Raw genomic sequence first — 23,316 nt, 5'->3', positions numbered from 1 at the left:
AGAATAAGGACAGAAAAACTCACGATGAGCAAGTCTCCATCCATCTCCCTATCTTTCGTAGATCATCAATGAATCTTCTTACAAGCAGGCATTCTGGCTCATGAATCATGATTTTGCTTCACCTTCCCAAGTACTTACTCAGTGGTATTTGAAACAAAACTCCTCATTTACAGCTGCGGGACAGCATGGGATTTTCACCCATTTTCCTTTTAATTGAATGAAAGACGAATTCATTCAAACTTGTAATGATTGCTATGAAATTAGTAATAAACATAACATGCTCCCATGTTCACGTCAATTTTATTTTCTGAATATAATAAATTTCTCCAAACAACATAAAAAGACCAGGTAACTTACCCTGGCCTTTGTTATCTTTTGGAGAGTAGATGTAGTAGATTAAATAAATCATTTCTTTATCTTGATGTAGATTGTTGTACGGCTTGACGCAATGTTTTAGTAGCAGCAACCATATTGGCTAAAGCTGCAACGGTTTCTGTTTCTTTTCTAGTCTTTAAGCCACAATCTGGATTTACCCAAAATTGATGGCGATCAAGAACCTGTAAACTATCTTTCATAATAGTGAGCATTTCTTCCTCACTTGGTACACGTGGGCTATGAATATCATAGACGCCTAAGCCAATTCCTTTTTTATAGGGTTGCACTTGTAGTGACGTGATGAGTTCCCCATGGCTTCGCGATGTTTCAATGGAAATCACATCTGCATCTAGTGCGCTAATCGGTTCGATGAAATCATTAAATTCGCAGTAACACATATGTGTATGGATTTGTGTTTCATCTTTGACACTAGATGTAGCAAGCTTGAAGGAATTGACAGCCCAATCTAAGTAAGCCCCCCACTCTTCTTTTCGAAGCGGTAAGCCTTCTCTTAGTGCTGGCTCATCCACTTGAATAATCGAAATACCTGCGTTTTCTAGTGCTTCCACCTCTTTGCGAAGTGCTAATGCAATTTGATAAGCGACATCTTGACGGGAAAGATCATCGCGTACAAACGACCAATTTAATATCGTCACAGGCCCTGTCAGCATGCCTTTTACAAATCGTTTTGTTAGGCTTTGAGCATAGGCTGATTCTTTTACGGTAATGGGTGAGGCCCACGCAACATCACCATAAATGATCGGAGGCTTCACACAGCGTGACCCGTATGAAACGACCCATGCTTTTTCTGTAAAGGCGAAGCCAGTCAGTTTTTCACCAAAATATTCTACCATGTCTGTACGCTCAAATTCACCATGAACGAGTACATCGATATCTAGGTCCTCTTGTATAGTAATCCAGCGCTTAGTTTCCTCTTCTATAAATGCCTCATAGTCTTTATTTGCTAGTTGTTTCTTTCGCCAAGCATTACGATTTCTTTTCACCTCATCAGATTGTGGGAAGCTACCGATTGTAGTTGTTGGGAACAGCGGTAACGCTAAGGCCTGTTGTTGTATATTTTGACGTTGTGTAAAATCACTTTGTCGTTCAAAATCTTGCGTTGTCACAGTTTGAACAGCTTGATGAATCAACTTGTTTTGGCGGATTGGATGATTTTTTAGAGCCTCAATCGCCTTCATACTTTCTGAAAAATTATGTTGTAAGGAACCATCTTTATCTCGTCTAAATTTAGTCAGCCCCGTGATTTCTACGATTTTTTCATCTGCGAAGGCCAAAGCCTGCTTTAAAACAGGGTCAAGTTCATTTTCAAGAGAGGTTGTGATTGGAACGTGCTGTAGGTTACTTGATGGTTGAATCCATAGCTCTTCGGCATGACTTAGCTGTTCAATGGCTTGAATCGTTGCGTTGACCTCTGCAAGGTTTGAACGCCAAATATCACGGCCATTTACAACCCCAATTGCCAATACTTTATCCTGCGGGAAACCAAATTGACGCAGTGACTCCATATTCCCTTTATAGCCATGAACAAAGTCTAGGCCAAATCCTTGAACAGGCAGCGTAATCAATGTTTCATAGGCACATAATGCTTCAAAATAAGTCTGTAGCATAATCTTAGCCCCTGGAACGGCAACGGCTAACTGGTCGTAAATTTCTTGCACCAGCTTTATCTCTGCTGGATCAAGAGTTGTAACAAGGGATGGCTCTTCTAGCTGAATCCAAGTGGCACCTGCATCCACTAGCTCTTTTAATACCTGCGTATAGAGCGGTAATAAGGCTAATAAGTATTCAACCTGTGTTAATTTGTTGTAGCCTTTTGTTAACTTGCAAAATGTATAGGGACCAATCAATGTCGGCTTCGCGATGATTCCGAATGCTTCTTTCGTCTCTAAAAAGTCAGCTAACACTTTATTTTCTGTTAGTTGTAAGGCTTGTCCTTCATACTCAGGAACAATATAGTGATAATTGGTATTAAACCATTTTGTCATTTCACTCGCTACGGCTGTTTTATTCCCTCTTGCTACACTGTAGTAGGTATGTAAATCGACTTTACCACCTTGCCAGTTAAAGCGTTTTGGTACTAGACCAAACATCAAAGCCGTATCTAACATTCTATCGTAATACGTAAAATCACCAACTGTCACCATTTCGATACCCAATTGTAGCTGCTTGTCGATTCTAGCTAAACGAATCTTCTTTAATCTTTCCTCAAAGTCCTCTTCAGAAAGTTCATTACGCCAAAATAATTCTAATGCTTTTTTCCATTCGCGATCCTCCCCTATATAAGGGTAACCAATGAGTGTGCTTGTATAGCTCATGTTTTAATCTCCTTTTTAGAAAAAATAAAAAGCCATTCTCCTATTTGGAAAATGGCTGCATGTTAAAATTATGAATGCTAAAACAATACGAAAAAGTATCTACTTTTACATAAACATTATCGCACAGTGCCTATTTGGTCACTTTTCACCACCTATTTCCACGTAGGTATTTGGTGTGTACTAGAAATTGGCAGGTCTCCTGGCTTTTCATCAACACGCCTCACAGCCTTCCCAGTTTCCCCAGTGGCATTTGTGATTTGCTCCGAATTACAGTTGCGGGACAGCGTCGGATTTTCACCGACTTCCCTTTTAAGCCAAACTTTCATTTGGCACCAAGTCTTACACATTATTCAATTATGCTCCTACTATAGCATACATTTCAGAATAGTAGAAATTATTTTTAAACAATTATATAAATTATTTCTATAAATATTCTAGGAATTATTAAATATCTCCGCTAAGATAAGGCTACATTGTATTCCGTTAAAAAATTTGTTACTATAAATAGACAATTATGAGAGGACTGATGAATGGACGATGATGAACGAAACTATATTTTTATTTGAATTGAATGATTTCAAACCAAAATATAGGGTTAGTCTATCCATTTTTAACAATCAGTTTGCATTTTATTTGTCATGATACGAATGGCAAATCGACTTTATTCAGTGAAAGACTAATCCTTCCAATGCACGATTGGAGGGATTTTTTTCTTGCTCTCATCGTTGAATCTGTACCTTTCATCTACTCGTAAAGGAGAGAGATAATATGAGCGATTCAGATACTATTGTGACGCATGTAATACTCCGTATAAGTCGTTAATATCCATCTACTTATACGGAGCAATGGAGCATAGATGGATAGACCGACTTTGTATGAAAAGGAAAACTATTGCAATACAAAGGAGGAATTATTATGTCCATGATACAAGTACAAAACCTAACTTTTTCTTATCCAAGTAGCTTTGACAATATTTTTGAAGGGGTAAACTTCCAAATCGACACGGATTGGAAACTTGGATTTATCGGGAGAAACGGACGAGGTAAAACAACATTCTTTCAGTTGCTATTAGGCAATTATGAGTATAGCGGAAAAATCATCTCTTCCGTAGACTTTACTTATTTCCCCTATCCCGTTTCGGATCCAAATAAATATACACACGAAATTTTTGAAGAAATTTGCCCTCAGGCAGAGGATTGGGAATGTTTACGTGAAATAGCTTATCTACATGTAGATGCGGAGGTTATGTATCGTCCTTTTAAAACATTATCCAACGGTGAGCAAACAAAGGTGTTGCTTGCGGCGTTATTTTTGACAGAGGGTCAATTTTTATTAATTGATGAACCTACCAATCATCTCGATACGGATGCACGAAAGACGGTCTCAGATTATCTTCGTAGGAAAAAAGGATTTATTTTAATTTCGCATGACAGAAGCTTTTTAGATGGCTGCGTTGACCATATTTTATCGATCAATAGAGCCAATATTGATGTTCAAAGTGGTAATTACTCATCTTGGAAGCTCAATTTTGATCGACAGCAGGAACATGAAGAAGCAACCAATCAACGACTGCAAAAAGATATCGACCGATTAAAACAGTCCTCAAAGCGTTCGGTAGGTTGGTCTAATCAAGTGGAAGCCTCCAAAAACGGGACAACGAATTCAGGTTCCAAGCTGGACAAAGGCTTTGTTGGACATAAAGCAGCCAAGATGATGAAACGAGCAAAGAACCTGGAATCCAGACAACAAAGAGCTATTGAGGAAAAATCAAAACTGCTAAAAAATGTTGAAAAAACCGAGTCATTGAAAGTAGAGCCATTGGCATGTCCTTCAAAAGAAATGGTTGTTGTAACGGATGTATCGATTCGGTACGATGACCATATCGTAAATAAGCCCATTAGCTTCCAAGTGGCACAAGGTGATCGCATTGTTATAGATGGCAAAAATGGAAGCGGAAAAAGTAGTATTCTAAAACTTATTCTAGGCAAGCCCATCCAACATACAGGCGCCATTAAATTAGCTTCAGGTCTGGTCATTTCCTATGTTCAACAGGATACATCCCATTTGAAGGGGTTATTATCGGAATTTATTGAAGAGCATGGTATTGATGAGACGTTATTTAAATCAATCCTGCGCAAGATGGATTTTGAGCGAATTCAATTTGAGAAAGACATCTCTCATTATTCTGGTGGGCAAAAGAAAAAACTGCTGATTGCTAAAAGCTTGTGTGAGAAAGCTCATTTATATATTTGGGATGAACCACTCAATTTTATTGATATCTATTCACGTATGCAGATTGAAGAGCTTATTCAAAGCGCTCATCTCACAATGGTGATAGTTGAGCATGACCAGGCATTTCAACAAGCCGTGGCAACGAAAACGATAGCTATGTAGTGAAGAGAAGAATCCAATTTATGGATTCTTCTTTTTTAATGATATTGGAACCAAGGGACCCATTTATTATTTGTTTCTTTCACAATATATAGCTCCCCAAGAGATGCACTTTGCGCTGGGAGTAATCTTGGAAACCTTAGTCGAACAAACCAGGAGTGATTCGCCACATTTTCTCCACAGAAGTTCATCGCCATTTTATAGTAATTCTCCTCCATGCCAGTTAATAATGGCATAGGCTTTATCACCTCAATTTGCCACTCCTGATACTCAGGGCTTGAGCCATATACTCTTGGAATGATGTCAGCCAATGATTGAATAAGCTCATCTTTGTCTTTCTCCGTGGTTTTCATCAATACATCTGGATTTGGACATACTAAGCCTTCAGGTTCTGACGCCAAAGAAGCTGTTGGAAATAACAAAAGCATACATATAAAGGGCATCATAATTTTCCGCAACGTATCCCCTCCCTTTCTTAAAAATGCTCGATAATTTACTGTGATTGGCGCATCCTATAAAGTATCATCCTACAGAAAGGCTCCTATTCCATGAAAAAAATCACTTATGTTTTAATGGCTATCGTAACTATTTTGATGCTGCCCAGTAAGATGTATGCACAAAGTGAACAAACTGATGAGAAACTGATTGCTGACACATTGATCACAATCCTTAATCCTTATATAGAAAAGGAAATTGATCATTACTACGGCTATCCTAAGCAGTATGGCTTATATGATGTGAAAATTTTAAAAATTGTCAGAGAAAGTCAATTTGGCTTTAAAGTTAACGTTGAAGTCACCACCTTTGAACATGCACATTCCCCACCCAATAGTAAGGAAATCATTACGTTTGAAGTCAGTCCAACTGGTGTCAGCACACTTCGCTATAAACATGAGGCGGATGATGTAGAAAAAGCAATAGATGCATTCTATCGCGCAACACTTTCAGATATACAGCAAAGCTTTGATCTGGACTTGTCATCGTATATTTCCTATAGATACGATCAATTGCAATACCAAGCTGAAATCAATAATGACATGAAACCCCTTGCTGCAATTGCAGAGGAAATAGCCACCAATATTTTATTTCCTGAGCGAAAGATACCCTACAAAAATGTCATAGACCCTGTCACCTTTATCAAAGGTAATACAGGCTATATGCTTTTTAAAAGGGCGGATGGAACAAATGTAAAATATGAACTGCAAAAGAAAGATGGCACATGGATCGTAACAGATAAAGCAAGTAAGCCAGGTAAGAAGATGGAGGATTTGTTGCCTTGGTATATGTAAAGGATTGGGAATTTAATTTTTCCCAATCCTTTTCGCTTGCCTCTTTTATTTCAAATTGTTTGTATAACGGATCTTTCATCCATTATAGATTGAGTAAGTAATCGTTATATGTTCTATTAATCTTTTCTGGCACAGAGAGATCAATTTCAGCTAATTTAGCCTCTATAGTTTTATAGAATTTTAAACATTCCTGTTTCCTATTTTGCTGAATTAAGAATTCCAACAATTGAAACATATAATGTTCATTGTATTCATCAAGCTCTAATAGCTTTTGTAAGCAATTATATTTTAATAGAGCATGGTCAGCGTTTGTACGAGCAGTATACTGTTCAAGCACATGTAAGACAGCTTGCTTTAAGCGAAGCCTGATTTGATTAACCCATAAATACTCTTCATCCACTAAAAAATCCCCTTCATAGCAATTCAATAACTGCTGAATGGATTTCTCATCATGTTGATCCTGCTCTAATAATTGATTGAGCTCGTCATAATCCGTTTTAATGACTGCATTTAATTTATAATGATTATTGACTAATAGGATGGGATCCTGTAAGCCATTGTCCTTTAATATCTTTCTTAAATGATAAATAGTTGTATGTAAGTTACTTGCTGCCTTTTCAAAGTTCAAATCTGGCCACAATTCCTCTAAAAGGACGGCATTTAACATGGGCCTTTTTTGGTGAAATAATAAATATAAAAAAAGTTCACGTACTTTTCTTGTACGCCATTTCATCACATTATGTTGAACATCCAATAAATAAAAACTGCCTAAAGTATGCGCATATAATGAGTTTTCCTGCTCTTTCCTTGGTGCCGCCGTAACGACCATTTTTTTCTGTGCTTTTGTTAACGCTATAATAAGTCGTTTTTCATGTACAGGCTTTAATAAATAATCTGTTGCCTCTACTTCAAAGGCCTCCACTGCAAATTGGGTATGAGCCGTCACAAAAATGATTTGTAAGGATGGTTGCTTGTGTAGTAGTTGCTTCGCAAGTTGCATACCGTGTGTGTCAATCATTTCAATATCTAAAAACACTACATCAATCTTTTCTTTTTCAAGAAAATGGAGGGCTTCAGTTGAATTTGTAAATGTCCCCTTAATGTTAATCTGAAATTGAGTAAGTTGTTTAACCATGATCGTTAAAATATCAATGGCTAATTTTTCATCATCAACGATCATTATATTCATGTGCCACCACCCTCTGGTAATAAAACGACAATTGTTGTTCCCTTTCCTTCTTCGCTGTATATTCGTAAACTAGCATTTATTATTAATTTAAATTTCTTTAATTGATTCATAAAGCCGATTCTTGTACTTTCTTCATTCCCATCCGTCATAGTTGAACGCATCCTTTTACCTGAATCTTTTCATCCACTATGAATAGTATACTTTTTTACCTACTTTTTTCAAACGGAAGTACTTCTAATTTCATATTCATCAACACTCATCTTTGAATGATTTCCCTGAATATAGTCTTCAACAACTACTAATTTCACCTTTTGGAAAAGGATTTTCATGAAGTAGCTTCTTTTATCCTCCACATCCACCAGCCTCATATTTCAGCTATAAAAAGTTTGAAGATTGAATGAAAACCGTTCACACAATTCGAGGATAGAATAGTGACCTTCTTCAAACAATTGAAGGATTTGTAGTTTTAGTTCGATTGGATACTTGCTTTGCCACATAAAAACGCCCATTAGATAAACAGATTTTATTTCTTAATCTGTCTACCTAATGGGGAGCATAGCACGAATTTTCCGGTAACTTTTAAAACCTCTTTTATGTATGATTTGTGGTTGGTTATTGAATGAAAAAACTATCACTAATAGCATGGCTATAATTACAATAATCATATTTTTTTCCTTACCAAGCTCCCATTCAGATGAATCTTTACATCATATTGTTCACCCTTTGAGATAGTAGCATATTAAGTTTGAACAAAATCTGAACAAAGAATCATAACGCCTTATAGGAGTTTTAGTTTGTTATTATTTTGAAAAATTAATTTCAAGAGGTATCTAGAAATTTTTATTAGTACTAAACAGTCCTTCCACATTATTGAAGGAAAATATTAATCATTAAAATTTTTCTAAAAAAATGTTATTATCAGAAAGGATTTAAGATTGATGGAGGATTTAAATGAATGAAGGTTGATTTTGAAGAGCTATTAAATGGTGTTTTTTCATCTATACAGGCTATTGAAGGAGTAAAATCCGTGGATTCCATTCTTGAAGTATTAAAGGATCGAATTGTTTTCCCTGAGATTACCACCTTAATAGTGAACGCTAGATTTGAATTGGTTTATTTATTTAATGAGCAAAAAGTAGTATTTAAAACATTAAGAGAAGTTTTGATTGATTCAATTTATATAGAAGAAATTAATTTAATCAATCAACATTGTAGTTCAATTGAAAGTATTCTAAATGACTTTGTTAACACAGATACACTGAAGAATTATTCTTTAAGTCTCCTTTCCTTTAAGTATAAAGAGAAAATTCCCAATAGTTAATATTATGATGGAACTAGCGAACTAAAAATGGAGTGTGGCAAGTGTCCTTTCTCCAAACTCCATTTTTCCTACGCTAAGACCTAGTATTTCTGTTGGTATAAAACGGTTTGAGCAATTCCGATAAAATATTCGGATTCAACAATGATATGATTTAATACAACTTTAGCTGTCGGATTGGCGCTTATCGGTTGACTTTCTTCCATTAGAGTTCGACAAAACTGGATAAATTGATCACTCTGTTGTAGACAGAAGGTAGTTAGCTGTAAAATATCCTGAAACAAGGCTGGGGAAACTTGTCCCTGTGAACGATTGACTGTTTCTATATATCTTACAACTTGCTGATGTGTTTGAGCGAAAGCTTTTTCCCATTCCTTTAACGCATCCACATATGGCTGCTCCAAATCTTTTACAAGCTCTCTTATTACTACTGTATGCTCCTCTTCTTGATGCTTCCAAAATTCAGCTTCATCTAATACACGTAACGGCATTTGATTGCCATAATAAAATTGCATGAAAATCCCCCTCCCACCTATCTCTACTATGTATATACAAGAAATGTGGAAATAGAACTTTGAAAGATTCACAACATATGACAACTATCAAACCAAGCATTGTTTAATAGCTTAATGCCCGTGTCAATCTCATCTTCCGCTAGGTTAGCAAATCCAAGTAATACCTTTGCGGGCTGTAAGATCGAGGAGTTTGCATAAAAAATGGATGTTGGGTAGACCCGAACGCCAGCCATTTTTGCTGTATCAATCAATTCCTCTTCAGACATCTTATTATTTGGTTCAAGTAAAATATGTAAGCCACTGCTAGCCCCATATATTTTCACATTTTCCCCAAAAGTTTGATGAATGGCCTTAAGTAAAGCCTCATATCTTCGCTTATAGCTATTGCGTGTTTTATTTAAGTGTCTCTCCCAATGCCCACTCTCCATAAATAGTTGTAACGTATGCTGATGGAGTCTCGATACAGTTTGAACATAGTAATTGTTGCGATGAAATATATTGATTAATTTTCTTGGTAATATCATGTAGCTTAGTTTGATAGAGGGAATCAAAGATTTTGAAAAGGTGCCCATATAGATGACCCGATCATTTGAATCTAATCCTTGTAGAGCAGGTATCGGTTTTCCAGCATATCGAAATTCCCCATCATAATCATCCTCGATGATATAAGCATTTTCTTCCTTTGCCCACTCTAGTAATGCTAATCTTCTTGAGATAGGCATAACCGTTCCAAGGGGAAATTGATGGGAGGGCGTAACATAAACAGCCTTTATTTTGTTTTTCCTTAATTGGTCGATATGGATCCCGTGATTGTCAAGAGAGATTGGTTTCACCTTTATAGCATTATCTTTAAACAGATGGCGAACGCGATAATAACCTGGATCTTCCATAGCAAAAAGCTCATTTCGCCCAATTAAGTTACATACGATGCCCATAAGAAACTGCAGGCCTGCACCAATAACAATTTGGTCTGCACTGCATTGCACCCCTCTAGCTTCATAAAGATAGCTTGCCATATAATTCCTTAATTCAAGCTCGCCCTGTGGATCTCCGTATAAAAGCAGTTGAGCCTGTTCTTCATCAAGGCTTTGCATCGTTAATTTACGCCATATTTTAAAGGGAAAATCTTTTAAATTAATATCCCCATAATTAAAATCGTACTTAATAGCTAGTCGTTCTTGTTTGTGCTGAGTTGTTAATTGAGGTTCAAAATGATGGGGGGTTGCTTGGAAATAACCTTTTTCAAGATCGACCACAAATAGTCCTTCTCGTTCTTTACTAACCACATAGCCCTCTGCAAGGAGCTGTTGGTAAGCTGCATCTACCGTGTTGCGACTAATCTGTAAATGTTGAGCTAGATTACGCTGAGACGGCAATTTGCTTTGAGCGGAGATATTGCCATTTTGGATTTCAGCTTTTATATAGTTATATAATTGAAGATAAAGCGGTTCTTCACTATTCAGGTTTGGTGTCATTTCGAGCATGGTTTCTTGGCTCCTTTAGAAATAGCGTTCTTGGCACTTTTAAGAGGTGCCAGTAATTGATTATAATAAAATCTACATTGTTGAGTAGAAAATGTAAAGACGTCCATATGCAATTATTTGTTTATTCGAAAAACTCGCGATGATTTTATGTATAAGGAGAGATTTCCATGTATGTTCCTAAGTATTACAAAGTAACGGATTTAGAAGAAATCAAAGAATTTATTCAGCATAATGCCTTTGCAACAATTGTTTCAATTAGAAAAGGTAAGCCAATAGCAGCTCATATTCCCGTACTCCTGAAAAAAATCGAGGATGACTATTATCTGACAGGTCACTTAGCCTATGGCAACCCATTATGGAAGACCTTTGAGGAGGTGCATGACATTCTGGTGATATTTAATGGTCCACATGCCTATATCTCTTCCTCTTGGTATGAGCATGAAAATGTGCCAACCTGGAATTATCAAGCTGTCCATGTTTATGGAAAAGCAAGTATCATGGAAGGAAAAGACTTAGAACAAGATTTGTCTAGCTTACTTGAAAAATATGAGTCATTCCGTGAAAATCCTGTCTTGTGGGATAAACTAACTCCTGAGCTTCTGCAGCAAGAAATGAAAGGAATAAAAGGGTTTAAAATAAAGGTAGAAGAAGTGCAAGCTGCCTATAAATTAAGTCAAAATCGTAATGCGAGTGATTACGCCAATATTATAAATGAGCTCTATAAAGAGGAAGATCCACATGCTGATGCGGTGGCTGCGGCCATGAAGAAAAATAGAAGCAATTAAAAGAGAAGGCAGAAATGTTGTGAATCAACGTTTCTGCCATAAAAATTTTAGGCAAGTGTTTTGGTCATAATAAGATCGATTTGTTCCTCGTCACCCATATAAAATGAGTGGGCTCCTGTTTGGACAAAGCCTATTTTCTGATAAAAACCGATGGCACTGTCATTTTTCTCCCAAACCCCCAGCCAAATGCTTTTTTTGTTTTGAGCCACAGCCTCCTCTATTGCTTTATTCATAAGGTATTTGCCTAGCCCTTTTCCTTGATATTGATGTCGAACATAAATTCTCTCCACCTCAAGTGACTCATCCCCCATTAGTTCGGATTGCGCCTCATGAACATTTACTTTTAAATAGCCAGCTATTTCTTCCTCATAATAGATAAAATAAAACGCTGAATCCATATTGGCCAATTCCTTCTCTAGCTGCCGATCATGAAAGGCACGCTCTAAATAAGCCTTCATATTTTCAGGAGAGTTCTGATCTTTAAATGTATCATGGAATGTTTCAATACTTATTGCTTGTAGCTTTTTTAAATCTGCTTGTTCACATTTCTCTAATTTAATAGTCATTGATTTCACTCCTTTGTCGTAAACTCTTTATAAATTTTATATTGTAAATGCAATAAAAAGAGTATATAGTCAATTTAACGTAATTTTATTGTATTTGCAATAAAATTAATAGGAGGAGGTCTTTTATTTGAAATATGTCTTTTATGTAGTGGGCATTTTAATTTTAACGCTAGGCATTTCGCTCACGATTCAATCTAACCTCGGCACATCACCTTTTGATGCACTTCTCGTAGGATTATCTAAAAATGTGGGGCTAACTGTAGGAAGTTGGGAAATCATTTTAGCGCTCCTATTAATATGTAGTAATTCCCTGTTAGCTAGACAAAGGCCAGAAATTTTAGGATTGATCACCGCATTTATCACGGGTATAGGGATCGATATGTGGTTATTTTTATTCCACGATGTTGTAACCCCTGATATTTGGTATAGCCAAGCCGTTTGTTTTGTCATAGGATTGGTTGTAGTTGGTTTAGGAACGGCAACCTATTTACATACAAATTTTGCGCCAATTCCTGTAGATCGACTAACCTTGATTATCAAAGAATTAACTAGAAAAACGATTTTCTTCTCTAGAACCATTATTTATGTCCTGTTTTTAATCATGGCAATCATTTTTAAAGGGTCCATCGGTATCGGTACATTATTAACGGTTTGTTTAGGTGGCTTTATCCTGCATTTCTTTATGCCCATTACTGGAAGAATACTAGATAATATATTGAATAAGTCCTAAAATAGAAAACCAGATACTCGCTCAAGAATGAGTTCTGGTTTTGTGATGCCTAATCTTCCTCAAGTTCTACTCCGTATTGATTGAAAATGGACCATCGCTTCAAAAGCTTTGGCATAACTAATCTCTAAAAATACAAAGCGGTCGACGATTACAGGAATTAATCGTGTCATAAAACAATCCAAATAATTGCATAATACACCTCTGTGATACAATTTTAACTAACATCTTGCCAACTTTATTTTCCCATTTTGAAAAAAGGTTTCTATTAAGGTAGATGCTTTCACATTATAACTATTAGTAAATATCATTCCACAAATTTTACGGTTCACAGAATTGGATAAAATATAAAAAAAGCACTTATGTCCCTATAAATCCATTAATTTCATATATTTTTAGTAAAATTGCCCATTATTATTGCAAAAGTTTTACACAATTAAAATTAAGGTTTCAAATTTGGTGTTTAGGGGTAATCGGTAATATTATTGAAAAATAACTCTACCCTATTTCATGCTATTCTTACTTTAGTTCAAAGGCGATAGCTTTTTGAAAGGAGTAAGATAGAATTGAAGAAAAAATGGTTACTACCCATTTTCGCATCGTTTATGTTCTTTACAGGTATGGGTATTCATGATGCGAAAGCGGCAACAATAGCAGATATAACTACTACAGCAAAAGCATATATTGGTGCTCCTTATAAATATGGAGGAACAGATATTAAGACAGGTGTGGATTGCTCAGCCTATACACAATTAGTCTTTTCTAAGCTAGGCATGTCATTAGAGCGCACATCTAAAGCTCAATACCAGCAAGGTACGTCAATCTCAAAAGACAATTTAAAAACGGGTGATCTCGTATTTTTTAATACTTCTGGAAGTGGTGTTTCACACGTTGGCATATACATAGGTGACAATAATTTTATCTCAGCTACTACAAGTTCTGGGGTTAAGGTAGATACAGTGAATGACCCATATTATTGGGGTTCACGTTATGTAGGGGCAAAACGTATTACGAACTTCTCTGATTATGGAGAAGTAAAAGATGCGGAAATTGACTTTAGTATTTATGCATCGCGTGGAGAGGTAGCTCTTCGATTAGCCAATAAATTACATTTAGATACGAGTAATACAAATTCGAGTTTCCCAGATATTAAGCCATCATCTAAATATGCAGGTGCTGCAGAGGCACTTAAAAAAATGGGTGTTTTTACGGGTGATGATAATGGGAAATTCAATCCTGGTTCTCCGATGACACGTGGGCAACTATCTAAAGTTTTAGTGGAAGCATTTCATTTAACACAGCAAGGAACAACTGAACAATTCATGGATGTTCCAGGCTCACATTGGGCAAATAATTATGTAGCGATCCTCGCTTCGAATAAAGTAACGGTAGGTAAAGGTGACGGCACATTCGGTGTGAACGACAATGTCACATTGGCCCAATTAGATGCTTTTATCCAACGATTAGCTCAATAACTACTAGAAAAGGTGTTTCATCTTTGGATGAAATGCCTTTTTTATACTTTCTAGACTCCCCCACCTCTATATAACATCCCTTAATAAAAAACGGGCGTTGCTTCAGTTGAGCAACACCCGTTTTGCATTTATTCCTCTACCTGTTTTCCAGCAACTTCCCCGCCTGTATGATTTTCATAATTAGGTTTAACTCGCTTAATAAAGAAAGCTAGTATGAGTGCGATCGCCGCAATCAATGTAGATAGGAAGAACGTATAATTAATACCATGTAGCATGGCTTCGTTTAAGATTTGCTGTTTTAATTCGCTGGCAGACTGTGTCGTTGCCTGTGCTGCATTGGCACTCATATTGTTCATTGCACTTGCAGCCAATTCCTCTGCCTTGGCCGTTGTTTTATTGTTCATGATCGTGATCAATACTGCTGAACCAATCGCACCTGAAACCTGCTGTAATGTGTTGTTCATGGCTGTGCCGTGTGGGTTATTGTGCGCTGGTAGCTGATTCAAACCATTTGTCATCACGGGCATCATTACCATCGACATCCCAAACATACGTAATGTATACAGAAGCACTAATGTAGAATAAGCTGTATCCATACTAATTTTGCTGAAGTAATACGACGTTACAATGGTGATGATTAAGCCAAATACAGCCAAGCTTCTCGCCCCGTATTTATCAAAGAGCTTCCCTGTAATCGGCGACATAATACCCATCACAATGGCACCAGGTAGCATGAGTAGACCTGAATCCATTGGTGAAATACCACGAATGGTTTGTACGTAAATAGGCATTAAAATCATAGCCGAGAACATCGCCACCGAAATGACGATGGAGATGGCTGAGGATAAAGCAAACATTGGATATTTGAAAATACGAAACTCAAGCATTGGCTCATCCATTCGTAGCTGACGAAGGGTAAAGGTAATTAAAGCAAGTGTTCCAATAATAATTGTTCCATATACAAGGATATGATCCCATCCTTTTTCACCAGCGGAACTAAAGCCATAAAGCAAGCCGCCAAATCCAATGCTTGAAAGAATAAGAGAAATCACATCGAGCTTAATGGCACGTTGTGGTGTCACATCCTTTAATTTAAAGGCCGCAAAAATTAAAGTTAAAATAGCAATTGGTAGCACAAGATCAAATAGCATTCTCCAGCTGTAATGCTCGATTAACCAACCAGAAAGCGTCGGGCCGATTGCTGGAGCCGTAATCATGACAAGACCAAACATCCCCATTGCGGCTCCTCGTTTTTCAACTGGAAATGCAGTCAGCATAACATTCATTAATAAAGGCATCATGATCGCTGAGCCTGCAGCTTGAATCATACGTGCTGCTAATAACACACCAAATGTAGGCGCAATACTAGCTAGAAATGTACCTAAAGTAAACAGAGCCATCGCTGTAATAAATAACTTTTTATCCGTAAAACGTTGAATGAAGAACGCGCTGGCGGGAATTAAAATACCGTTAATCAACATATAGCCTGTTGAAAGCCATTGTACCGCAGTAGCATTCACATTGAATTCGTCCATAATGGCTGGTAGCGCAATGTTGAGTAAAGTCTCATTTAAAATAGCAACAAAGGCCCCGATAAATAATATGGCAATCATGCCGTATGGCGCTTTTGTCTCAACTGAAATGGTTTTCTCTGACATATAGTATCCGTCCTACTTTCTTTATCTTTTTCAATTTCATTCACATGTTTAGGAAGCCTTTGATTGTCTCAAAGAATTGAGCTGCTTCGTTTATTTTTCCCCCAATCTGCTGTTTTGCCCCTGCTGATTTCATCGCAACCACCCCTCAAAAAAACTAAAATTAAAAGTGTTGACGAAAGAATAGATTGTATTGTATAATTAAGATAGGGATAATGCGCGATATATTAATTATACAATGTCTATCTATATAAATTTATCATAAGATTACTCATATTTCAATGCGTTTTACATAAATTCTTTTCACAAAAAGTCGATTCCTGAACTACAGGAATGCGACTTTTTTGTTGTCATTATTTTTTAATTAATCCTTCCCCTGTTAATTCGTAAATGGTCGTGGCGACTTCTTGTAAGTAGCGGCGATCATGCGAAATACTAATGATGGCCCCACCAAATTGTGCTAAAGCATGGCAAAGGACAGGCGTCGTCAAAGGACTAAAATTTCTGGTTGGTTCATCCAAAATTAAAATCTCGCAACGCTCTAACATCATTTTGACTATAAGTAGCTTTGCTTTTTGTCCCCCACTCAATTGCCCAATCGTTTGCTGCATTTCATCAGGTGTAAATTTCATGCTACCTAAAAGGGTAAAAGCCTTTGTCATGGCCTCTTTATCACCATTCGTCACTAGAAATTGAATCGGTGATTGATTTGCGTCCAATACTTCCTCATAATTTTGTGGCATATATCCAATTTTTAACGAGGATTGCTCCTTTAATGAAGCCACTATACGTTTTAATAAAGTTGATTTTCCTACCCCATTTTCCCCAATAATCGCCACTTTTTCAGCGCCATTGATGGATAACTTTATATTTTGGGCCAATTGTTTATTGGCAATTTGCAGTTTATCTAATGTCAGCTCTAGAATTTTTTTATGGCGATGCACATGGATCGAGGGGTCAAAATGAAATTCGCTTGCCTCTTCTACATTGGGTATCTCTAGGAAATTTTCTGTTTCTTTATCTAGTCGTTTCTTTTGATTTTTTAATGACTTGACTTTCTTTTGTAGTCTAGGGTCTGACCGTGCGACATTTCGATGCTGATGCTCTGCCTTGTGCCAAACATCATGCCATTTCTTCATTTGCTTTTTATAATCTGCTGCTTGCTTTCTCGCTATTTGCTCCTGCTTATGCAAATTGTTTTCTCGATGGGAAAGATAGGTTTCATATGGCTCTCTCGTCAACGTATATTTAGGTAGCTGCTTGCGATGGGTTAGTTCAATATGAAGGATCGCGTTAGCTGTATGCTTGATAAAGGTTTCATCATGGGATACAAAAATGACAGGTCTCGTCGTTTTTTGAATAAATTTTTCCAGCCATTCGATTGTCCCAATATCCAAATCATTTGTTGGTTCGTCTAATAAAAGAACATCTGGATTCATGGCGAGTAATTTTAAAAAGCGATATTTAAATCGTTCCCCTCCTGAAAAATCAGCTATCTTTTTGTCTGAAACAAAGGATTCAATCCGAAATTCATCCATTGCCTTCAACATTTCTTTAGGCCAATTGTTTTCTGAAAATAATTCAGTAATGGTCAACTTTTTTTCATGTTCCGATAGCTCCTGTGAAAGATAGCCCAGTGAACAATCATTTTTAATTATTTTCCCTTCATAAGTACAATAATCAGCAATTAATTGTTCATTGTAAATACACTTTAGTAAGGTGCTTTTGCCGTTCCCCTCTTCCCCTATGATGACCATCTTGTCTTCTTTTTGAATACTAAGCTGCAGATGATCGATTAACGTCCGACTTTCTTTCATTGTCTTGATGGTGAGGTTTTGAATTTCTATCATGATAGATGCCCCTTTCGTTGTTCTTGATTACTCTTTCATTGTTAGTTGTTCATATGCATCACCCTTTAATTTGATCAAAACAAAAAAGATGCCTCTGTTTATAAACAGAAGCATCTTTGCGCAATAAAACTATACACTCTAGTTATAGAACATCATAGAGTGGTGGATTTACTATATAATAGGTGAAAATTAGCTTCTTGTTTATTTATTATGAGGTTTGCTTTTCTAATAAATAAACAATGGCTCAAATTCTTCACCCTCCGTTCCTAATAAGTAGCTTGAATTTACCATATAATTCTATCTTTTGTCAATTTCATTGTAGCCTATTTATTATGAACAAAGGATTGGTACTCAAAAGCTGTGATGCCAAAAGTTCGCTTAAATTGCTTATTGAGATGAGTGAGATCCACATAGCCACATTGTGCGACTGCCGCATAAATATCGGCTGTATGCTCGATAATCGATTTTGCACGTTCTACTTTGCAATTTAAAAAGTATTGGTAAGGTGTGATCCCTGTGTGCTTTTTAAAAAAGCGAATGAATTGGAATGTCGTCAATTGTAGCTCCTCGCATATATCTTCAAGCTTCAATATGTTATCAGCATAGGAATGGATAATTTCTTTAGCTTTGTTCATTACAAAACTATCCTTTTTTAATGAAGCACTAAAATCTTGTTCTACTAAGCTGTCAGATAACTGTAAAAATAATTCGTTGCATAATAGGGAATTTTTTTCTGTTAAAATGGCGTCCGACAGATTTAGTAGATGTTGCTTGAGATGATGATTATAGATAATGGGCTTCTCAAAACGGATAAAATCTTTCTTTTGAATTGCTTCTAAAAAGAAATTTGGATCAATATAAAGCATGACATATTCCAGTCCCTCATGATTATAGGCCATCCCATCATGAAATTGTTCTGGATTAAAAAACATCACACCGTTTTGATGTGAGAGCTGTAGATTTCCATCTAGATAATAGTGCTGAATACCTTTTAGCGTGACACCAAATGCATATTCTTGATGGGCATGCTTTTTGTATTTAAAATCCGTAAAACTAGCCTTTAATGCGGTAATGCCCTCCATTTTTTTATATGTAAAACTTTGCATTGTTTTCACCTCTTTTAAATCCAAATCATGATGGCTGCATAAACCAAGCAGATGGCCATAAAAGCATTGACTACTTTTTTATGGTTTTGTAAAAATTGTTTAAAGATTGCGCCAAATAATACCCATAATAAGAAAGCAATGAAACCAATAAAGGTAATCCCTAGTACACTTAAGGATAACGCGACAGTCGAATCATAATAAGGTAAAACGAAGCTTGGGATAACTGTCATTGTAAATAATACGACTTTCGGGTTTAAAAACTGCATCAAAAACCCTGTGGAGAAATTGCCTGCTTTATTTTCACTCGCATCAGTCGTATCCATAGTATATATTTGGTAAGCAAGATAGAGCATATAGGCTGTACCAACAACTTGCATGATGAACAAAACATTTGGAATCCATGTTGAAAACAATGTATTGAGAAAAGCTGATAATACGAGTAGCATGAAAAATGCAATCGTAGAACCATAGGAAAAATGTAAACCTTTTTTCATACCATAATTCTGTGTTGTTGCTAGAATGACAATATTAGTTGGTCCTGGTGTAACCGTAATAATAAAACAGTACATTAAAAAAGATGTAATATTCAAGAAGCAAACTCCCTTTCAAGTTTATCTCTTTGAATTATTACATCTATTATTTAAAACATTATAGTACAAAATTGCACAGTTATTTTGTCCAAATACTTGGTTTCCAATCCTCATCTATCCATTTTGGATCTGGTGCTTCATATGGTGCGGTCGCCATTAATTTATCGTGATGCCAGATGGCTGCTTTAGAGCGGATCATTTCATCCAATAAAGGCTGGACAAATTCTATAGGATTTAAGCGGAAGGAATGAACAGCAAAATCGTGAAACCAGCCACAGCTTAGTAGATAAGGCGTGATCTCCTTGCTTGTTAACCCATTTTTCAACATCAGTGTAAAAGAAAAGATGCGCTTACATGCATGCCAGGCCATTTTTTCAGGAGCCTCCATCCACTTTTCAAGTCGTTCTCTCGCTTTGTCCATCATTTTTAATGGGTCTTCGATAGCTCGTCCATGACCAGGATAGGCAATTTTTATGGATAGTTGTGCGAGCCGTTCTAAACTTTCATAAGAACGCCTTACGCTATTTGTACCTTCGCGGAAACTATTTAACCATCCTACATCATTGTATTGAAATAAATCACCACAAATTAAAATCTGCTGTTTTGGTTCGTATAAAGCAATATGTCCTAATGTATGCCCAGGTGTATGTAAAACCTGAAGAGCACTATTCCCCGTTGTCATTTCTTGTTCATCTACAAGGAGCTGTTGAACGACATATTGTTCGACAGGCTGATCTAAATATTGAGCACCACAAGACTCTAAATCACAGCGATTCACCATTTCCCCTTCCCAAAGATGGGCAGCAATCGGTAGGTCATAGTGCTGTTGAAAATAATGATTTCCCCCAACATGGTCGCTATGATAATGTGTATTAATGATGCCATTTAACTGCTTTGGTAAAATACCAGCATCAGATAACAGTTTCTCCGTTCGTATCACATCACTACCAAAGCCTGTATCAATTAAAAAGGTTTGTTGGTCTTGAATCACGATGCTATTGGCACTTGGAAATGGTCGTTCGAAAAACAGAATTTCTGCAGTTTTCATACGCTAACCCCCACTAAAAGTTTATAAAATAATCCCTGAGAAGTTCCCTTTTAACACCTCTTTGCCGAGTTGATTGATGCAGGTAAAGGTGGTGCTGATAGCTGTTCGATTTTTTTCATCTGGTTCAAATTGTTCGATGATGACATCACAACGAATGGTGTCGTCACTATAAACCGGCCGTAAAAATTCGAAATTCATGGTGCGAGCTAATACGTTATAGTCACCACCAACTTTCGTCGGGAGTGTGGCTGTTAAAAGACCCTGCACAACAAAACGACCTTGTTCATCTGGTGTAATATGATGAACCCCTTCATCCTTAGATACCTTCGTAAATAATTCAACATCTTCCCTTGTAAACGTGCGTTCAAACGTAATTTTTTCGCCTACCTGTAATACCATCCTTAACCCTCCTACAGAGCCAAAAAATAAACTATTATAATCTGAATATTAAAACTTATTAGCACATTTCTCAACTCTTAAACTGTATTATCTTATTGAGATGAATATTTATGTATACAAATCCAGCCACCTAGCAACGATTGAATATCGAGACTAAGTGGCTGGATGGTGTTTTTAACTAAGATTTAAGTGTCCGTATAGAAGAGGTGCCTATTTCCCTCCTATACCTTTGTGGGAATTAAAATATAATAAGGTGTGACTGCCTTGATGTTTTCTCATCAGCAGCCAAAAGCTAACGATTGAGACTGTTTGGACAGGTAAAACTGAGAAAATCAACGATACTTGTTGTGAATTTTTATAACCTCTTTATTAGAAGTTAGTTCTTATTTTAATCAACCTTTTCATAGCAAATCGAGTGAACTACCTCTTCACCTGTGCCTTTCTCTTGCTACCAACAGGTTTGTCCTATCACCTTCTAGATCATTAATAGATTTCATTACTTGTGTGAATAATTGTGAATCCATCCACACTTCCATGATAGTAGTTAGCCTTGATGGATAGTTGTTATCCATGACTCTATCTTAAATTCTTTCCCTCGATTTTAAACCATCCACTTGAGCGCTTTTTCAGTCATCCACTTGTCTATAATTTACAAAATTTCTAGAAGCTATTAAGAGCTTGAGCAAACCTTTTAATCCCTTCATTGATTGAATGGACATCTTCCCTTGCGTAAGTAAAGCGGACAAACCCCTTTTTGGAGCCCATCGTAGATCCAGGAACATAAATAACGCCTCGTTTTATGGATTCCTCAAGTAATTGCGTTTCGTTATATTCCTTCAAAACGTGACACCATAAATGAATCCCACCTTGAGGAATGGAATAAACTACTTGGTCTTTTAAATACATATCGAGGCTTTGTACAATGGTATCTCGTCGTGTTTCTAATTCCTTCACTAAATGCTTCATATGCAAATTGAAATTAGGTGACTCTAAAAAATCATTGGCGATCCATTGCGTGAAACTAGAATGACCAAAGTCAATTTGTTGCTTGGCATCAGATAGTCGTTCAATAACAGATGTAGGACCAACAATCCACCCGATTCGTAGGCCTGAGGCTACAATTTTGGACAAAGAGCTAATATATAATACGTTCCCATTCTTATCGAGGGATTTAAGCGTAGGCATTTTATCCCCTGAAAAGGCTGTTAGGCTATAGGGATCATCCTCTACTACGGGAATGCCTAGCTTAGAGGATATATCTAAAACAGCTTCTCTTTTCTTCAAATCTAAGGAAGACCCCGTTGGATTATGAAAATCTGGATTGAGAAAAATCATTTTAATTCGATGTTTTTTATATAATACTTGCAAATCATCTGGGTTAATGCCATCCTTACTGACAGGAAGATAATGGATTTGTAAGCCTGCTGTTTTAAATATAGGTAGATTAAAATTGTAGGAGGGGTCTTCTATCGCGACTGCATCTCCAGGCTTTAACAGGCATTGGACAATCAAATGTAAGGCTTGCTGGGCTCCTGATGTAATCAGTATGGAAGAAGGTTTTGTCTCAATCCCTCTACTGTTTTTGATATGCCGTGTAAGGGTTGTCCGTAATATTTCACTCCCTAAAGGATGATCATACCCAAGGCTACCGATAAATGAACGAGTTGCCGTGATTTCTCTCAAGGCGCTTTTTGGAAAAAGATCCTCTGACAATTCCCCCGTAGCGAGATTAATTAATTTATGTTCAATAGCCTCTTTTCTAATTTTTTGCGTAACAGGAAGGTTCGGTAAAAAGGACCCAGCCTCAATATAGCGATTCCAGCTAGGAATTCGTTTCCTTGTGATACCCCAAATGTCCTTGCTAATGGTTGTGCCACTCCCACGATTCCGTTCAATCAGCCCCATTGCTTCCAATTCGTCGTATGCACTAACTACCGTACTTCTGTTTACATTCAAAGCGTTTGCTAAATAACGCTCAGATGGTAAAGGTTTATCGGGCGGAAATGTTCCGTCTGCAATCCCCTTTTCAATATATTCTGCGAGCTGTTTATAGATCGCCTTTTTTGCTGTTCGATCAGGTTTCCAATCCATATTTACTCACCTCAGTTATGCCGTATCCTTTCTTAGCTCTCGTAAATAAGCTAAAAAGGCAATCATACTATAACAATATTTGAAACTAACCATCCATTTCCTTATTACTTTCACCATCCACTTTCGA

Annotated in this window: 20 protein-coding genes and 2 riboswitches; of the genes, 6 read left to right on the top strand and 14 right to left on the bottom strand. The window is 36.8% G+C overall.

All coding sequences use genetic code 11. The annotated features are described in order from the left end of the window. Positions 1 to 65 precede the first annotated feature (65 nt). A riboswitch (cobalamin riboswitch) is annotated at positions 66 to 259 on the bottom strand. A gap of 154 nt (positions 260 to 413) precedes the next feature. Further along, entirely contained in the window at positions 414 to 2,711 is a 2,298-nt protein-coding gene (gene metE / locus MHB65_RS12385; protein WP_342440516.1) for a 5-methyltetrahydropteroyltriglutamate--homocysteine S-methyltransferase, read from the bottom strand. 171 nt (positions 2,712 to 2,882) lie between these two features. After that, positions 2,883 to 3,063: riboswitch (cobalamin riboswitch) on the bottom strand. 563 nt (positions 3,064 to 3,626) lie between these two features. On the opposite strand from metE, the gene MHB65_RS12380 reads away from it, so the two are divergent. Then, positions 3,627 to 5,105, top strand: a complete 1,479-nt coding sequence (locus MHB65_RS12380) for an Lsa family ABC-F type ribosomal protection protein (protein ID WP_342440515.1) — start codon at positions 3,627 to 3,629, stop codon at positions 5,103 to 5,105. Positions 5,106 to 5,140: 35 nt separating this feature from the next. Here MHB65_RS12380 and MHB65_RS12375 read toward each other — a convergent pair whose 3' ends face one another. Then, a complete protein-coding gene (locus MHB65_RS12375; RefSeq protein ID WP_342440514.1) occupies positions 5,141 to 5,560 on the bottom strand; it encodes a hypothetical protein in 420 nt (139 codons plus the stop codon). A gap of 90 nt (positions 5,561 to 5,650) precedes the next feature. On the opposite strand from MHB65_RS12375, the gene MHB65_RS12370 reads away from it, so the two are divergent. Continuing rightward, positions 5,651 to 6,391 carry a DUF3888 domain-containing protein gene (locus MHB65_RS12370; protein WP_342440513.1) on the top strand — a complete coding sequence of 247 codons (741 nt, stop codon included), beginning with the start codon at positions 5,651 to 5,653 and terminating at the stop codon, positions 6,389 to 6,391. Positions 6,392 to 6,473: 82 nt separating this feature from the next. Here MHB65_RS12370 and MHB65_RS12365 read toward each other — a convergent pair whose 3' ends face one another. Further along, positions 6,474 to 7,580, bottom strand: a complete 1,107-nt coding sequence (locus MHB65_RS12365; protein WP_342440512.1) for a response regulator — start codon at positions 7,578 to 7,580, stop codon at positions 6,474 to 6,476. Next, positions 7,577 to 7,729: a hypothetical protein gene (locus MHB65_RS12360; protein WP_342440511.1), complete on the bottom strand. Its 153-nt coding sequence runs from the start codon at positions 7,727 to 7,729 to the stop codon at positions 7,577 to 7,579. The genes MHB65_RS12365 and MHB65_RS12360 overlap by 4 nt, the downstream gene beginning before the upstream one ends. Before the next feature lie 806 nt (positions 7,730 to 8,535). Between MHB65_RS12360 and MHB65_RS12355 the strand changes: the two genes are divergently transcribed. Then, the gene (locus tag MHB65_RS12355; protein WP_342440510.1) at positions 8,536 to 8,901 is read left to right on the top strand and encodes a hypothetical protein; all 366 of its coding nucleotides are present in this window, start codon (positions 8,536 to 8,538) and stop codon (positions 8,899 to 8,901) included. Positions 8,902 to 8,981: 80 nt separating this feature from the next. Here the strand turns inward: MHB65_RS12355 and MHB65_RS12350 are convergent, their stop codons facing one another. Continuing rightward, the gene (locus MHB65_RS12350; protein WP_342440509.1) at positions 8,982 to 9,413 is read right to left on the bottom strand and encodes a DUF2935 domain-containing protein; all 432 of its coding nucleotides are present in this window, start codon (positions 9,411 to 9,413) and stop codon (positions 8,982 to 8,984) included. Positions 9,414 to 9,481: 68 nt separating this feature from the next. After that, positions 9,482 to 10,897: a PLP-dependent aminotransferase family protein gene (locus tag MHB65_RS12345; RefSeq protein WP_342440508.1), complete on the bottom strand. Its 1,416-nt coding sequence runs from the start codon at positions 10,895 to 10,897 to the stop codon at positions 9,482 to 9,484. A 167-nt stretch (positions 10,898 to 11,064) separates the two neighbouring features. Here MHB65_RS12345 and MHB65_RS12340 point away from each other — a divergent pair, with 167 nt between their 5' ends. Continuing rightward, on the top strand, positions 11,065 to 11,682 hold the full coding sequence (locus MHB65_RS12340) for an FMN-binding negative transcriptional regulator (RefSeq protein WP_342440507.1): 618 nt from the start codon (positions 11,065 to 11,067) through the stop codon (positions 11,680 to 11,682). Between the two features lie 47 nt (positions 11,683 to 11,729). Here MHB65_RS12340 and MHB65_RS12335 read toward each other — a convergent pair whose 3' ends face one another. Next, on the bottom strand, positions 11,730 to 12,248 hold the full coding sequence (locus MHB65_RS12335) for a GNAT family N-acetyltransferase (protein WP_342440506.1): 519 nt from the start codon (positions 12,246 to 12,248) through the stop codon (positions 11,730 to 11,732). A 127-nt stretch (positions 12,249 to 12,375) separates the two neighbouring features. Here MHB65_RS12335 and MHB65_RS12330 point away from each other — a divergent pair, with 127 nt between their 5' ends. Continuing rightward, positions 12,376 to 12,978 carry a YitT family protein gene (locus MHB65_RS12330; protein WP_342440505.1) on the top strand — a complete coding sequence of 201 codons (603 nt, stop codon included), beginning with the start codon at positions 12,376 to 12,378 and terminating at the stop codon, positions 12,976 to 12,978. A gap of 563 nt (positions 12,979 to 13,541) precedes the next feature. Further along, the gene (locus tag MHB65_RS12325) at positions 13,542 to 14,450 is read left to right on the top strand and encodes a C40 family peptidase (protein ID WP_342440504.1); all 909 of its coding nucleotides are present in this window, start codon (positions 13,542 to 13,544) and stop codon (positions 14,448 to 14,450) included. Positions 14,451 to 14,578: 128 nt separating this feature from the next. On the opposite strand, the gene MHB65_RS12320 is transcribed toward MHB65_RS12325, so the two are convergent. The 7 genes from MHB65_RS12320 to MHB65_RS12290 all read right to left on the bottom strand — a co-directional run bounded on the left by MHB65_RS12320 (position 14,579) and on the right by MHB65_RS12290 (position 23,189). Next, on the bottom strand, positions 14,579 to 16,108 hold the full coding sequence (locus tag MHB65_RS12320) for a DHA2 family efflux MFS transporter permease subunit (protein ID WP_342440503.1): 1,530 nt from the start codon (positions 16,106 to 16,108) through the stop codon (positions 14,579 to 14,581). A gap of 350 nt (positions 16,109 to 16,458) precedes the next feature. Then, positions 16,459 to 17,955 carry an ATP-binding cassette domain-containing protein gene (locus MHB65_RS12315; RefSeq protein WP_342440502.1) on the bottom strand — a complete coding sequence of 499 codons (1,497 nt, stop codon included), beginning with the start codon at positions 17,953 to 17,955 and terminating at the stop codon, positions 16,459 to 16,461. Between the two features lie 323 nt (positions 17,956 to 18,278). Further along, on the bottom strand, positions 18,279 to 19,061 hold the full coding sequence (locus MHB65_RS12310) for an AraC family transcriptional regulator (RefSeq protein ID WP_342440501.1): 783 nt from the start codon (positions 19,059 to 19,061) through the stop codon (positions 18,279 to 18,281). Positions 19,062 to 19,075: 14 nt separating this feature from the next. Then, on the bottom strand, positions 19,076 to 19,651 hold the full coding sequence (locus tag MHB65_RS12305; RefSeq protein WP_342440500.1) for a LysE family transporter: 576 nt from the start codon (positions 19,649 to 19,651) through the stop codon (positions 19,076 to 19,078). A gap of 79 nt (positions 19,652 to 19,730) precedes the next feature. Beyond that, entirely contained in the window at positions 19,731 to 20,699 is a 969-nt protein-coding gene (locus tag MHB65_RS12300; RefSeq protein ID WP_342443686.1) for an MBL fold metallo-hydrolase, read from the bottom strand. Between the two features lie 21 nt (positions 20,700 to 20,720). Beyond that, positions 20,721 to 21,098, bottom strand: a complete 378-nt coding sequence (locus MHB65_RS12295; protein ID WP_342443685.1) for an enoyl-CoA hydratase — start codon at positions 21,096 to 21,098, stop codon at positions 20,721 to 20,723. 660 nt (positions 21,099 to 21,758) lie between these two features. After that, positions 21,759 to 23,189, bottom strand: coding sequence for a PLP-dependent aminotransferase family protein (locus MHB65_RS12290; RefSeq protein WP_342443684.1), 1,431 nt, complete (start codon positions 23,187 to 23,189; stop codon positions 21,759 to 21,761). Between the last annotated feature and the right edge of the window lie 127 nt (positions 23,190 to 23,316).

The sequence above is a fragment of the Lysinibacillus sp. FSL K6-0075 genome (genome assembly GCF_038592945.1).
In the GTDB taxonomy this organism is placed as follows: Bacteria; Bacillota; Bacilli; order Bacillales_A; family Planococcaceae; genus Lysinibacillus; species Lysinibacillus fusiformis_F.
This window is presented reverse-complemented; position numbering and strand designations above follow the sequence as displayed.

Bases quoted from the DNA above. Each gene is read 5' to 3' on its own strand.
- metE (WP_342440516.1), bottom strand. From the start codon at position 2,711: ATGAGCTATACAAGCACACTCATTGGTTACCCTTATATAGGGGAGGAT.
- MHB65_RS12380 (WP_342440515.1), top strand. From the start codon at position 3,627: ATGTCCATGATACAAGTACAAAACCTAACTTTTTCTTATCCAAGTAGC.
- MHB65_RS12370 (WP_342440513.1), top strand. From the start codon at position 5,651: ATGAAAAAAATCACTTATGTTTTAATGGCTATCGTAACTATTTTGATG.
- MHB65_RS12365 (WP_342440512.1), bottom strand. From the start codon at position 7,580: ATGAATATAATGATCGTTGATGATGAAAAATTAGCCATTGATATTTTA.
- MHB65_RS12360 (WP_342440511.1), bottom strand. From the start codon at position 7,729: ATGACGGATGGGAATGAAGAAAGTACAAGAATCGGCTTTATGAATCAA.
- MHB65_RS12355 (WP_342440510.1), top strand. From the start codon at position 8,536: ATGAAGGTTGATTTTGAAGAGCTATTAAATGGTGTTTTTTCATCTATA.
- MHB65_RS12350 (WP_342440509.1), bottom strand. From the start codon at position 9,413: ATGCAATTTTATTATGGCAATCAAATGCCGTTACGTGTATTAGATGAA.
- MHB65_RS12345 (WP_342440508.1), bottom strand. From the start codon at position 10,897: ATGCTCGAAATGACACCAAACCTGAATAGTGAAGAACCGCTTTATCTT.
- MHB65_RS12340 (WP_342440507.1), top strand. From the start codon at position 11,065: ATGTATGTTCCTAAGTATTACAAAGTAACGGATTTAGAAGAAATCAAA.
- MHB65_RS12335 (WP_342440506.1), bottom strand. From the start codon at position 12,248: ATGACTATTAAATTAGAGAAATGTGAACAAGCAGATTTAAAAAAGCTA.
- MHB65_RS12320 (WP_342440503.1), bottom strand. From the start codon at position 16,108: ATGTCAGAGAAAACCATTTCAGTTGAGACAAAAGCGCCATACGGCATG.
- MHB65_RS12315 (WP_342440502.1), bottom strand. From the start codon at position 17,955: ATGATAGAAATTCAAAACCTCACCATCAAGACAATGAAAGAAAGTCGG.
- MHB65_RS12310 (WP_342440501.1), bottom strand. From the start codon at position 19,061: ATGCAAAGTTTTACATATAAAAAAATGGAGGGCATTACCGCATTAAAG.
- MHB65_RS12300 (WP_342443686.1), bottom strand. From the start codon at position 20,699: ATGAAAACTGCAGAAATTCTGTTTTTCGAACGACCATTTCCAAGTGCC.
- MHB65_RS12295 (WP_342443685.1), bottom strand. From the start codon at position 21,098: ATGGTATTACAGGTAGGCGAAAAAATTACGTTTGAACGCACGTTTACA.
- MHB65_RS12290 (WP_342443684.1), bottom strand. From the start codon at position 23,189: ATGGATTGGAAACCTGATCGAACAGCAAAAAAGGCGATCTATAAACAG.